Source organism: Leptolyngbya sp. NK1-12 (assembly GCF_032598965.1).
Classification (GTDB): domain Bacteria; phylum Cyanobacteriota; class Cyanobacteriia; order Elainellales; family Elainellaceae; genus Elainella.
The window spans coordinates 112,577-125,763 of the sequence record NZ_CP053586.1 but is presented as its reverse complement, the minus strand read 5'-3'; the positions used below and the strand labels follow the sequence as shown (position 1 = coordinate 125,763).

Sequence of the window (13,187 nt, the reverse complement as noted above, 5' to 3'; positions counted from 1 at the left end):
CTTCTCGGCTGACTGTTGGTAGTGTTCCCTAGTTTAGTTCCTCGACCAACTCTACCCTAGGTTAGAGATCACAGACACGATAGCTCAACTTAGTTGACTGTTCTGACGGAAACTGACCAGAACTCGATCAAACTTTGTCGAATCTGGCAAACATGATTGAGAATAGAAATCATAACTTTCTGCATCGAACGTGCCCACAGCGACGGATCGGAACCCGTTTTAATTAGATACTCTGATGACTTTTGAACCGTAGGCGTCCCATGTCCACTTTCTTGAGCGGCTCGCAAATTCGACAAACGTTTTTGGATTTCTATGCGGCTAGAGGCCATCAGGTGCTGCCTAGCGCTTCCCTTGTGCCAGAAGATCCCACTGTCCTACTAACGATTGCTGGGATGCTTCCGTTTAAGCCTATTTTTCTGGGACAGCGGCAGGCTGAGTTTCCGCGAGCTACGACCTCACAGAAATGCATCCGCACCAACGATATTGAGAATGTGGGTCGCACGGCTCGCCACCACACTTTCTTTGAGATGCTGGGCAATTTCAGCTTTGGTGATTATTTCAAAGAAAAAGCGATTGCTTGGGCCTGGGAACTGTCTACCGAAGTGTACCAATTGCCACCTGAACGCTTGGTCGTCAGCGTGTTTGAAGAAGATGACGAAGCCTTCGCGATCTGGCGCGATCAAATTGGCATTCCGCCCCAGCGGATTATCCGTATGGGTGCCAAGGACAACTTCTGGGAGTCTGGCCCAACCGGCCCGTGCGGCCCCTGCTCAGAAATTTACTACGACTTTCATCCAGAACAAGGCGATGACCACATCGATCTAGAGGATGATTCTCGCTTTATCGAGTTTTACAACCTTGTCTTCATGCAATACAACCAGGATGCAGAAGGCAAACTCACACCTCTAAAGGCTAAGAATATCGATACGGGCATGGGTCTAGAGCGCATGGCTCAAATCCTGCAGCAAGTGCCCAACAACTACGAAACCGATCTGATCTTTCCCATCATTAAAACTGCCGCTCAGCTCGCTGGTATCAACTATGCTGAGGCCAATGAAAAAACCAAAGTTTCGCTCAAAGTGATCGGAGACCATGTGCGGGCCGTGGTCCACATGATCGCTGATGAAATTCACGCCTCAAATGTGGGACGAGGCTACATTTTGCGCCGCTTAATTCGTCGAGTCGTGCGTCATGGCCGCTTGGTTGGCATCGAAGGGGAATTCATTGCTCAAGTCGCAGAAACGGCAATTGCCTTAGCTGAGTCAGTCTATCCCCATGTGCGGCAACGAGCCGAGCAGATTAAAGCGGAACTAGAACGGGAGGAATACCGTTTCCAAAAAACTCTGGAGCGTGGCGTTAAGCTATTGGAGAAAGTAATCGAACGGGCACAGCAGGAGAAGACAAACCTGATTTCAGGCCATGATGCCTTTGTCCTCTACGACACCTACGGCTTTCCGCTGGAACTGACCCAGGAGATTGCGGCAGAGCAGGGCTTAACAGTTGATGCTCGAGGGTTCGAGGCCGAAATGGAACAACAGCTCAAACGCTCGCAAGAAGCCCATGAAACCATCGATTTGACGGTGCAGGGTTCGCTGGATCAACTGGCCGAGCAAATTAACGCCACCGAATTTTTGGGCTACAGCCAATTTTCCAGCCAAGCCGAAGTAACCGTCCTGCTGATCGAAGGCAAGCCGGTAGAATCTGCTAGCTCTGGACAAACGGTACAGGTAATTCTGGATCAGACGCCGTTCTATGCTGAGTCAGGTGGGCAAATTGGTGATCGGGGCTATCTGTCAGGCGATAACCTGCTGATTCGGATTGAAGATGTGCAGAAAGAATCGGGCTTTTTCGTTCACCACGGACGAATTGAGCGGGGAACGCTGCATGTGGGAGATGTGGTGACAGCCCAAGTTGACCAAGCTTGCCGCCGCCGAGCACAGGCCAACCATACGGCAACCCACCTGCTGCAAGCAGCCTTGAAAAAGATTGTGGATGATTCGATTTCACAAGCTGGATCTCTTGTTGCCTTTGACCGATTGCGATTTGACTTTAATTGCCCACGGCCACTAACGGCCGAGGAAGTACACCAACTTGAGGAGCAGGTCAACACCTGGATCGCTGAAGCCCACCAGGCACAAATCAGCGTCATGCCCTTATCTGAAGCAAAGGCCAAAGGGGCAATTGCCATGTTTGGTGAAAAATATGCAGACGAAGTGCGGGTACTCGACTTTCCGGGCGTTTCAATGGAGCTGTGTGGCGGTACCCATGTCAGCAACACCACCGAGATTGGCGTCTTCAAAATCATTTCAGAGACCGGTGTGGCGGCTGGAATTCGCCGTATTGAAGCAGTTGCCGGTCCAGCAGTACTCGATTACTTGAACCTGCGGGATCAGGTAGTGCGCGACCTCAGCGAGCGGTTCAAGGCAAAACCAGAGGAACTGCCGGAGCGGATTACGACTCTGCAAACCGAACTGAAAACCACGCAAAAACAGCTTGAATCTGTGAAGGCCGAATTGGCTCTGGCCAAGTCAGATCAGCTTTTGACCCAGGTGGAAACCATTGGTGCTTTCAAGGTCTTAGTGGCGGAAATGCAGGGCGTTGATCCTGACTCGCTTAAGACGGCGGCAGAGCGCTTACTTCAGAAACTCGGTGAAGGCGCTGTGGTGCTAGGTTCGGTTCCAGAACCGGAGAAGGTAAGTTTGGTAGCCGCCTTCAGTAAATCTGTCAACGATAAAGGACTGCAAGCAGGTAAGTTCATCGGGGCTATTGCCAAACTATGTGGCGGCGGCGGCGGCGGTCGGCCTAATTTAGCTCAGGCGGGAGGACGCGATGCCAACAAACTACCCGAAGCCCTGAAGGCAGCACGGCAGCAGATCGAATCAGGCTTGAAGGAGGATTAATTAGGCTCTATTAACGGAGCAGCGCCTGATAATTGCGGGTGGTTTCTCGCCAAAAGTCGGCAGGCTCTTCAGTTGGGAAATAGCGCTTAATAGCCTGATAAGCATTTTGGGTCAGCAAGTCGCGCAGTTCAGGATTCTCAATTTCAAACAAACAACGGGCTGCTGCTTCTGGAGTATTAGCAGTCATTGCTGTTTCCCGATGCTCCATGCAGAAGTTGGCTCCTTTGGCATTCTTGCCTACTACCACCACACCTGCTGCCATCGATTCTTGCGGCGGCAATGCACATCCCTCCACTTCTGCCGAGGCCAAAAATGCTTGGGGGCGACGAAATGCCATTGCTAGCTCGTGAATCGATAGCCCATGAATTCGCTCAAACTTCCAGTAGCGCCCTCCCATGTCTCGATAGATCTGCTCAGTCTGGTCAATATAGTCTGGCCCTTTTCGAGGAAAGGCAAAGATCAAACCAGGCTCTCGCTCCGACTGGGGGATAAAGGGGAACTTGTTGTTGTCAATAATATTAGGGACGATGCGAATCTCTTTGCCCGGATAAGTGCGCTGACAGATCTCTAGCATAAACGGAGAATCGGTCCATAGCGATACGCGCTCGTCACGAAAATCAAAGTTGTTTTTGACAAATATGGGTGATTGAAGATAGGCGATGACTGGTCCGTGAACCTCAGAAATCAACCCAGTCGAAAGATCGGGCACAATGCAAACATCATCATGACGACGATCTTGCCAGCGCATAAACGGAAGACCAGCGATACCCTTCTCCCCGTAGGAATCCTCGCCGCTCATGGTAGCTAAAAACGCATCAGCCCCACAATTGCGGGCAACCTGGCAGTGGCGCATAATGTTGAGGGTACCACCAAATACTTGGTCAGTCTTCATAAATCTGTGCCACAGAAAGCGATCAAGAGAGCGAAGGCGTAAATCCCAAACGATCCTTTGTAGCTTCCACCAGCTCTCACGAGTATCTAAATCTGGCACCAAGAAAATAAAACGCATATTACACTCTCTCGACTCAGAAGGCTGCGAAATCAGTTCAGAAGGGCCATGCCAGTCCGTTTCGTTGTGACCGGCCTATAAACCAAATCCTGAATTGAGTTTCAATCAATCCTGCGATCTTTACGCAATATCTATAGGATGCTTTGCAGAAATGTTATGAGCAGACCATGTTTAATCAATTTTTGATGTAGTTATCAGTTCATCTTGGGAATTAATCAACTTACGCAATCCGAAAGCACTGCTCCGGATAGTTTTATTACCTAAACAAAAATTTTACGTGAGGCGTATTGTGAAACGATTAAATATAGATTAACCAAAGCAGAGATACCACCGAGAAAACAACCGGATGCAGAGCGGCGATAGACAACAGATGGCACAATTGCGGATCCACCCTCGGCTTCAGGTCAGATTTAGGGTAGCTGTGCTTCATACAAATCTCATCATTCAATTGATTTTTAACGAAGTTGCCGAGCTAGGTGGCGATAAATTCAACCCAGAATTGTAGTGTAGTGATTATTACCCCTACTCTGTTGCATTACTTAACTTCAGAAAGCAGGAATTATCGTGCCACTGCGTAAATCACAGAGTGTTTCCTACCAGCAGTTGTCCACAACATGAATGATGGCATTGATATTCCACCGGATGCTCGTTTGAATTTTGTTCCCTTTGAGCTGCTCTATTGTTTGAGATGATTCGCGGACTGCTGAAATTGTTTGCAAAATGAGTGAAATGACAGTGGTGTTATCTAATGCCCGTTCTTCGTTCCTGACTACGGCCAATAGTGAGCTGTTGAATTACGTCCACTATATAACCCTGACCTATTGACAAAAATGGTTTATCCCCCTTCGGATTCGTCCCTAGACAGTGCTAGCAAAGCTCAAAGCTTCATCATGCCAGATACAGCATCTACCCCAAGTGCATTGCCGTCCAGCGTTCCGTTCAACAACCCGTTGATCACAGGCAAGGAACTGGAATATATTCGGCAAGCAATTGTCAGTAAACGCACATCTGGAGACGGCACGTTCACTAAACAGTGCCAGGCGTGGTTGACGCAGCAGCTTGGCTGTCGCATGTCGCTGTTGACCCATTCCTGCACCGCAGCGCTGGAAATGGCAGCGATTCTGGCAGATGTGCAGCCGGGAGATGAAGTGATTCTGCCCTCCTACACCTTTGTTTCTACTGCCAATGCCTTTGTGTTACGAGGAGCGACGCCTGTTTTTGTGGATGTGCGACCAGACACGCTCAATCTGGATGAATCCAAGGTAGAGGCTGCGATTACGCCTAAAACCAAGGTGATTGCTCCGGTGCACTATGCTGGAGTTAGTTGTGAAATGGATATCTTGAAGGCGATCGCAGAACGGCACAATCTGCTTGTCATCGAAGATGCAGCTCAAGGAATCCGATCTTTCTACAAGGGCAAGCCAGTCGGCAGCCTCGGTCACCTTGCTGCTTTTAGCTTCCATGAAACAAAGAATGTGGTCTGCGGCGAAGGGGGCGCACTGGCCATTAACGACCCGGCGTTAATTGAACGGGCTGAAATTATCCGCGAGAAAGGAACGAACCGCAGCAAGTTTTTCCGCGGCGAGGTGGATAAGTACACTTGGGTGGATGTCGGCTCTTCGTTCCTGCCCAGCGATATCTTAGCTGCTTTTCTCCTGGCTCAGCTGGAAGAGGTAGATTTGATCATTCAACAAAGAATGGCCATTTGGAATTACTATCACCAACGGTTAGAGACGCTGGAACAGCAGGAAATTGCCCGTCGTCCGATTATTCCGGCTGACTGTCAGCACAATGCTCATATCTACTACCTGCTGGTGGAAAACCTGGAGGTCCGCACAGCCCTGATTGCCCATCTCAAGCGCAAAGGAATCCAATCGACCTTCCACTATGTACCGCTACACAGTGCCCCCGCTGGACTCAAGTACGGTCGAACAACTGGAGAGTTGTCTGTCACGGATGACTTAAGCGATCGCTTGATTCGGTTGCCACTAGGGGCAGGTATGACCTTAACCGAAGCTAAATACGTCAGCGAAGAAGTGCTGGCATTTTTTAACCAGCAAAGCTAGAAGCCAAGGTCGCTAAGCTGATTCCAAGCGATTCCAAACGCTTAGGTGACGACTCTTGACACCGCGACGATCAATCTGGAAAGGATGGGTCGTCGTTTTTGATTTGAGAGGTTTAAAACGAGATAATCAGTTCCTTACCCTTGCTAACCTCTGCCAAACAAGCGCTTCAGTGGATTTGAGGCGATTTGCCCTATCCCTCGCGATTGATGGCGTTGAGCCGCTTGCACCGGGTCTGGATCGGTGAGAATCTGAACCGCACGGTCGCGAAGTTTAGCACTGCGATCTTGATTGGTGGAAACAAGGGTTGCTTCCTGTTGACCTTCGCTTTGAGTATCTGATAGAGCGGCCTGGTAGGCTTGATTTAAACTAGGTAGGCTGGCTGCAATTACAGGAAGTTCGACAATCCGGGTTTCCAAGTTCTGACCAATGGCCTGGAGCTGGTTCTGTAATCCCGCTGGCAAGGATTCTTCTTGCTGAGCCAAGGCGGTCACAAACGCTGCAAGGATTTTTTCTTGTTGAGGGTTTAAGGAAGACATGATTGTAAAAAGATTTCAGTACGAAAAAATAGTTAGGCAGGACAGTCTATTTGATAGTAAAAAACTTTGTGAGTTTTGATCTCAGAGGCTAACATAAATCCAACTTTTGAAAGGTTCAGCAACCATCGACAGAACTGTTCGCCCTTAATTGTTGAGATTACTCCTGAGTACAAACAGAATGGATGACTTAGATGGCGCTGCTTCCTGCCGTTGGTTGAGTCAGACTGCTATTGTCGCCATAATCCATTCATTCAATGACTTGTCGATTCTGGTCAACGATCCCCAAGTGGCGGGTGGTTCCACCCCAGAGGCACAATCGAGCAATACCTCTATCGAGAGAGGCATCGGCAATGATTTGTTTCACTCTCGGTAATCGGAGAAGGTAATCGGAGAAATTGCAACGTTACGGCTCAGCTTCAGCAGTGGTTATGTGACACAACGTCGTCAAAGAAGAGCGAGGGATATCTTCGCGATGAGTATTGTGGGTCAGAGGCTTGGAAGCAGCAGTACTGTTACCTTTGCTCAAATCGCAATCTTGCTCAGGGCCGAACCTCTTTCCTCCGATAGGTTGCAACAATTGAGCGATTACGGAAGATCAGAACATCAGACCTGCCACGTGTGCATAGTAATGGCATTCCAGCATTAATCAGAGCCTTTTTAAAAAGTTATCAGGAGTGGAATATGACAAACCCACTAGAAGAAAAACAGACTCATCAGCAAATTGAGCAAATTAAGACAGATCTACGCAGAGCACAGCAAGAAGGCCAGTTAAGAACCGAGCGAATTCGCGAAATTGTACGGGATGCAATGGCGCAGGTAGCAGGCGAAGTTAAACAAGGGTCGGGTGAAATTCAAGTGCTGGCAAAGGAAGCCCTAACCGTTGTAATTGAAACGCTTCAGGGGCGAGGAAAGGAAATCCGAGATGATTTGGCCGCCTCGGTCGAAGGCATCATTGATGGCATTAGCCATGCACGTCGTGATGCCATCAATCAATCTCAAACTGAAGTCAATCAGCTCCAGGCTCACATTCAGCAGCAGGAAGAGCAGCTTAATGCCGAAATTGAAGGGACCCTAACCGAGCTTGAAACCGATGCCAAATCCTCATCGGCTGATGTTCGAGCCGCGATTGAATCAGCAGTGGCAGCTATCCAGGAAAGTGAAGAGGCGACTCTACTGCGGAAACGCTATGCCCAACTGCAAGCTCAACTCGCTATCTTAAGAGCCAACTTGGCCGCCCGCTATGGAGATCGATATGAAGAAATGAAACGCCATCTCGATGATGCCAAGGCTTGGTATCAAGAAGCTCAAACCAAAGCTGCCACATCTGAACCAGGTGCAATGGAGCAGAAGCAGGCTGAGTTTGAGCAAAAAATTGGCGAGGCCGGAGCCGCTATTGCTCGGAAGGAAAAACAGGTGAAACAAATCCTCAAGGATCTGCTACATACGGTTGTAGAGCTAGTCAAAGACGACAAAGGCTCTCGCTAAACGACACTTTAGGCAATCAAAGTCGGATTCAGGGTTTCAAACGATAAGGAACGGAAGGGGCACAGTAGTGTCCTTTTTTATGCTTCTTGCTTACAGTCGTTTGAATCACCCTACGAGCGCAGGGTTTACGGCTTAGCAAATTTCTTTTTTGTCTCCAAGAGACAGTTCACTTTTAGTTGCTCTTCTAATTCCATGCTTAGTTAACTAGACAATATTCAAATTAGTACCTAATTAACGATAGATGGAAACTTTTCTGCTCACTCCTTGGCCCCCCAACTCAATACTCAACACCCTAAAAGCCACCCAACACCCTAAAATAAGAAGAAGTCTAAAGTTGACCGTTAAACAACCCTATGTTTGAAGCCCTTGCCGACCGCCTAGAAGGAGCCTGGAAAAAACTCCGAGGCCAGGACAAAATCAGCGAAGCAAATATCCAGGAAGCGCTGCGAGAGGTGCGGCGGGCGCTGCTCGAGGCAGATGCCAACCTGCAGGTGGTAAAGGACTTTGTTGCCGATGTGCAGACAAGGGCACTGGGAGCAGAAGTCATCGCAGGAGTGAACCCAGGGCAGCAGTTCATCAAAATTGTCTACGATGAGCTGGTTGCCGTCATGGGGGATACCAATGTTCCCCTCGCGCAGGCTGACACTCCGCCCACCATTGTTTTGATGGCAGGTCTGCAAGGAACCGGTAAAACAACCGCAACGGCAAAACTGGCTCTGCACCTACGTAAACTTGACCGCAGCACGCTGTTGGTAGCGACTGACGTGTATCGTCCGGCAGCGATTGATCAGCTTGTGACCTTGGGCAAGCAGATCGACGTGCCGGTGTTTGAGCTGGGCAAAGATGCTAATCCGGTGGAAATTGCTCGTCAGGGGGTTGAAAAAGCCAAGGCCGACGGCATTGATACCGTGATCATCGACACGGCAGGTCGTTTGCAGATCGATGAATCGATGATGGCTGAGCTGGCGCAGATCAAAGAGGCAGTGCAGCCCCACGAAGTGCTACTGGTGGTCGATGCCATGACTGGCCAAGAGGCTGCCAACCTGACTCGCACCTTTCATGAACAAATTGGAATTACAGGCGCGATTCTCACCAAAATGGACGGGGATACCCGTGGTGGTGCCGCCCTGTCAGTGCGCCGTATTTCTGGGCAGCCGATCAAATTTATTGGTGTGGGCGAAAAGGTTGAGGCGTTACAGCCGTTTTACCCGGACCGAATGGCCTCCCGCATCCTGGGTATGGGCGATGTGCTGACATTGGTTGAAAAAGCCCAGGAAGAAGTTGACATTGCCGAAGCAGAAAAACTGCAAGAGAAAATTCTCACCGCCAAGTTTGATTTCACAGATTTTGTCAAGCAATTGCGCTTGATGAAAAACATGGGGTCCCTAGCTGGAATCATGAAGCTGATCCCCGGCATGGGCAACAAAATTTCTGATGAGCAGTTGCAGCAAGGCGAGGCTCAACTGAAGCGAACAGAGGCCATGATTAACTCCATGACCATGGCGGAGCGCAAAGACCCCGATTTGCTGGCCGGTTCTCCCAGCCGGCGTAAGCGGATTGCTAGAGGCTCTGGCTATTCGCTCGAAGATGTCAGCAAGCTGGTCAGCGATTTTCAGAAAATGCGGACCCTAATGCAGCAGATGGGCCAAGGTAATTTTCCTGGCATGGGTGGTATGGGGATGCCCGGTATGGGCGATATGGGTGGCATGTTTGGAGGTGCACCTACGGGGGGATATGGCAATATGTCACCTCCAGGATGGCGAGGTTATCAAGCGCCGATGGCTAGTAAAAAGAAAAAGAAAAAGGAGAAAAAAAAGAAGGGATTCGGATCACTATAATTCTTCCGGTGAGCACGTGCATCTCATGATACGCTCATATTCATAGGGCAAATATCATTCATAGGTTTTTCCCTGATCTGTTGCCTCGTCATGAGGCAGCTCTTCACCTCGCAGAGATAGATTAAGACGTTGGGAGCGATCGTCAAGCATGGTCTTTAAATTTTTAGGTAAAGGCAAAAAATCTGAATATTTTCTAGAAGCACCCCCTGCTGACAACGGTGCAGCCCCTGCTGCTAAGGTTGCGAATAAAGTTGCTGAGGTTGCTGGCGCGGTGACCGACAAAGTGGCTGAAGTTGCCGACAAAGTAGCCGATCAGGTGACCGATAAAGTTGCTGCAGTAGCCGATGCTCCAGCAAAACCCGAGCTGACAAGTAATGGTGCGGCTCCAGTTAATGAAGCCAAATCCAAAGCAAAAAAGTTTAAGAAAACGAAAACTGCGGATAGCACAGCCTCTGAAGCCAAAGTGGCAGAGCCAGCTCCGGTCGCTAAGCCTGTTGCTAAACCAGCTCCACAGCCAGAGCCGGTTAAAAACTTTGCTACTGACTACTTGATGCCTTCTGCAACTCCACGGCGGCGTCCCGGTCCGAGTTTGAACATGTTCCGCGATATGGCCAAGGATGTGAAGACTCGCAAGTAGCAAGATTGTTGCTGGGAGTAAAACATTAATTTCCCACCATTGAGGCGGGTCAGTTTGCCAACGCTGGTGCTTAGCAGTGGTAACAGTATCAGTTGCCTACCTTCCTGGCTTTGAGTTTATGCTCTTTACTACCTATCCGAACGCTCGTCAGAGTTCTTGAGGTTCAAAACCCTTAGGGGTTTCGGATAGGCTCTTGATCATAGTCATCTACATGAGGCACGGGTAACTGTGCCTTTTTGTTGTGCTTGATCTGGTTGTGCTGTCGTGAAAGAGCGATAGCAGTAGTTCGAGTGAATACTATTCCGTTTTAAGTAAAGTTAGTGCTAGCGGCTGATTCGTTGGCTTGTAATCTCTGCTACAAGAGTGAGGCAAACTATTACCTTCTGGGATTGTTAATCTCAAACCAAGTTGAGCCAGTTATGATTCTTCCAATTCCGCTGCAATGGCAAGTTCTGCGTCTACTCAAAGGACGTCGAACCTACCAGGAAATTTGCGATCGGCAGTGGGTCCTGTATCCCCAGGAAAGTTGTTTGACTCCAAGGGCGATATACCGGAGTGAGGACCTAGAACGGGTGACAGCGGTCCATCCAGAAACCACCTATGCCTATGAAGTAGGACGCATCCAGGGAGGCAAAGTAAATCATGCGGCAACAACGGTTTATCAGATACGGCAAACCCATATCCAGAATGGGTCTGTTTACAAAGGTGCCATGAGGCACTGCCTTGCTCCAGCGCAAACCCGCTTTCGTTCAGTTTCAACTACCGAGTTGCTCGACCGAGCTGCCTTAGCCTGCACGTTTGCTGGGTTGCGTTATTTCGGCCATTTTGTCACAGACGATCTAACGCTAGCAATGGCGGCTGAATCGTTAGCCCAGCCCATTACCATGTCCCAACGTTTGACAACTCATCAGTTGGAATATCGCCATCTATTTGGCATCGATCCATTGCCGGTAGTTCAAGCTCAATGCCAGGAACTACTTATTATCGACGATGTAGGACAAAATCGTTTTAAGCGCCAACGCTATGAAAGGATGCGATTACGGCTGCAGCAATTGGGTCCTTCTACCTGTGAAGGAGTGATGTTTCTGCGAAAGTCTTCTGGAGTGCGGCGCTGGCTGCTGAATGAAACCGAAGTGGCTGCATTTCTGCAGAAACAGGGGTTTGTGATTCTAGATGCTGAAAGCCTATCGGTAGCCGAGATTATGCGCCAAGCCCTAGGCGCCAGACTTGTGATTGGGGTCGAAGGGAGCCAACTGGTGCATGGCTTGTTTGCAATGGCCGACGGCGGTACTTTACTGACCCTACAGCCACCCAATCGCTTCAATAATGTACACAAGGACTATACCGATTGTTTGGGCATGAACTATGCCTTTGTCGTCGGTAATCCGGAAGCTAACGGCTTTTCCATCTGCCTCGAAGACCTAGCCAAAATGCTGGATCGCCTATCTCAGGCTCAGCTTGTTTGACAGAATGCAAGCGCCCATTGTCAGCAAGATGGTTTATCCAAAATGTTTGTAAGGGAGCCGTTAAATAGAGCAGAATCCCTTAGCGGGCAAACACCAAACCACTGTAAAGCTGGAAGGCCGGATCCCATCGACTGGGTGCCTTGCGGAGTAAGTCAATATGGGACTTTAGATCTCTGACCAGAGCTAAGGGTTCGAGCGCCGTTTCGGCAAAGGCAGGAAACTCAGCCCAGACTGGAACAGCAGCCAGGTAGTGGTCTAAAAAATAAACAAGTTGATTCCAGCGAATGCGGTTAGTCGATTGCGTTACCGACAGCTCGCCGTCCTGGCTGGCATCAAAGATCACGCCCTGCTGGTATTGATAGCTCCAGTCGCAAAATCGCAGCATACAGTTGCGTCGGGGCAAATGCAGATCAATCACCTGAGCGTAATCTTGGGTTTTCTGTTTACGAGTTAGCTGATTGCGGCTATCGGTATCTACCACATCTTCAAAAATCGGCAGTCTACCCTCGACCCGCTTTGCCACCTCAGACCAATCAAACGACAGCGCTCCCAACTGACCCGCCTCATTTTCACACACTACCGTAACTTGGGGAGATACCGCTTGCAGATAGTGGACCCGAAACACTCGAATCGCCTGAATTTTTGCTAGCGCCTGCCAAAAAGACGGAATGCCAGCTTTAAGCAGGTCCTGACCGTAAAGCTGTAGTTCTGCTAGAGGGCCAACCCGATAGAGCCGCCAGCCTCGACTCGGCAGCAACAACCGTGCCGTATAGGCATCTAGCTTCATAATGCGAGCGAATGATTGAGCTGCTGTTTGCCGTTGTTCGGGTCCCACAGCGTCTAGGATTAAAAATCCAATCCCTGTATTGGCCGGATCCGCAGCAGCTTCAGCCAGAGCGGCCTCTCGTTGAGCTTGGGCCAGATCGGTCAGGCGCTGCAACCCTTGTCGTGCTTGAACTGCCACTTTAGGATTTGTGGTTTCCCGCAGCAATTGGCGATAGATGGTTTCTGCAGCCTCTAGTTTGCCGGCCACTTCTCGTAACCGTCCGCTATACAACTTGACCCAGGGATTATCTGGAGTCTGGTGCTGGAGTTGCTTCAGCAGAGATGCAGCCGTTCGATAATCGCCTCGATCAAACGCTGCTGCAAGTTGGTCGAGCATGGCGCAGTTTGAGGTGAAGGGAGGTCTGAAATTTCATTTTGCCCTGTTTTCGCTGATTCGGCTCGTTCTTCACTAACGCTAGCTTGAC

The 13,187-nt window shown here is 49.6% G+C and carries 10 protein-coding genes; 7 read left to right on the top strand and 3 right to left on the bottom strand.

Going from position 1 to position 13,187, the window contains the following annotated elements; genetic code table 11:
* Positions 1-260 precede the first annotated feature (260 nt).
* Positions 261-2,900: an alanine--tRNA ligase gene (alaS, locus tag HJG54_RS00265; RefSeq protein WP_316432684.1), complete on the top strand. Its 2,640-nt coding sequence runs from the start codon at positions 261-263 to the stop codon at positions 2,898-2,900.
* Between the two features lie 10 nt (positions 2,901-2,910).
* Here alaS and HJG54_RS00260 read toward each other — a convergent pair whose 3' ends face one another.
* On the bottom strand, positions 2,911-3,792 hold the full coding sequence (locus tag HJG54_RS00260) for a glycosyltransferase (RefSeq protein WP_316432683.1): 882 nt from the start codon (positions 3,790-3,792) through the stop codon (positions 2,911-2,913).
* A 1,007-nt stretch (positions 3,793-4,799) separates the two neighbouring features.
* Here HJG54_RS00260 and rffA point away from each other — a divergent pair.
* Positions 4,800-5,975: a dTDP-4-amino-4,6-dideoxygalactose transaminase gene (gene rffA, locus HJG54_RS00255; protein WP_316432682.1), complete on the top strand. Its 1,176-nt coding sequence runs from the start codon at positions 4,800-4,802 to the stop codon at positions 5,973-5,975.
* A 143-nt stretch (positions 5,976-6,118) separates the two neighbouring features.
* Here rffA and HJG54_RS00250 read toward each other — a convergent pair whose 3' ends face one another.
* Entirely contained in the window at positions 6,119-6,511 is a 393-nt protein-coding gene (locus tag HJG54_RS00250) for a hypothetical protein (protein ID WP_316432681.1), read from the bottom strand.
* Positions 6,512-6,689: 178 nt separating this feature from the next.
* Between HJG54_RS00250 and HJG54_RS00245 the strand changes: the two genes are divergently transcribed.
* From HJG54_RS00245 to HJG54_RS00225, 5 genes are all read left to right on the top strand, one after another.
* A complete protein-coding gene (locus HJG54_RS00245; protein WP_316432680.1) occupies positions 6,690-6,884 on the top strand; it encodes a hypothetical protein in 195 nt (64 codons plus the stop codon).
* Positions 6,885-7,192: 308 nt separating this feature from the next.
* Complete coding sequence (locus HJG54_RS00240) at positions 7,193-7,996, top strand: histidine kinase (protein ID WP_316432679.1); 804 nt, start codon at positions 7,193-7,195, stop codon at positions 7,994-7,996.
* 353 nt (positions 7,997-8,349) lie between these two features.
* Positions 8,350-9,834 carry a signal recognition particle protein gene (gene ffh, locus HJG54_RS00235; protein WP_316432678.1) on the top strand — a complete coding sequence of 495 codons (1,485 nt, stop codon included), beginning with the start codon at positions 8,350-8,352 and terminating at the stop codon, positions 9,832-9,834.
* A gap of 148 nt (positions 9,835-9,982) precedes the next feature.
* On the top strand, positions 9,983-10,471 hold the full coding sequence (locus tag HJG54_RS00230; RefSeq protein ID WP_316432677.1) for a hypothetical protein: 489 nt from the start codon (positions 9,983-9,985) through the stop codon (positions 10,469-10,471).
* A 419-nt stretch (positions 10,472-10,890) separates the two neighbouring features.
* Positions 10,891-11,937 carry a glycosyltransferase family 61 protein gene (locus HJG54_RS00225; RefSeq protein ID WP_316432676.1) on the top strand — a complete coding sequence of 349 codons (1,047 nt, stop codon included), beginning with the start codon at positions 10,891-10,893 and terminating at the stop codon, positions 11,935-11,937.
* Positions 11,938-12,016: 79 nt separating this feature from the next.
* Here HJG54_RS00225 and HJG54_RS00220 read toward each other — a convergent pair whose 3' ends face one another.
* The gene (locus HJG54_RS00220) at positions 12,017-13,099 is read right to left on the bottom strand and encodes a tetratricopeptide repeat protein (protein ID WP_316432675.1); all 1,083 of its coding nucleotides are present in this window, start codon (positions 13,097-13,099) and stop codon (positions 12,017-12,019) included.
* Between the last annotated feature and the right edge of the window lie 88 nt (positions 13,100-13,187).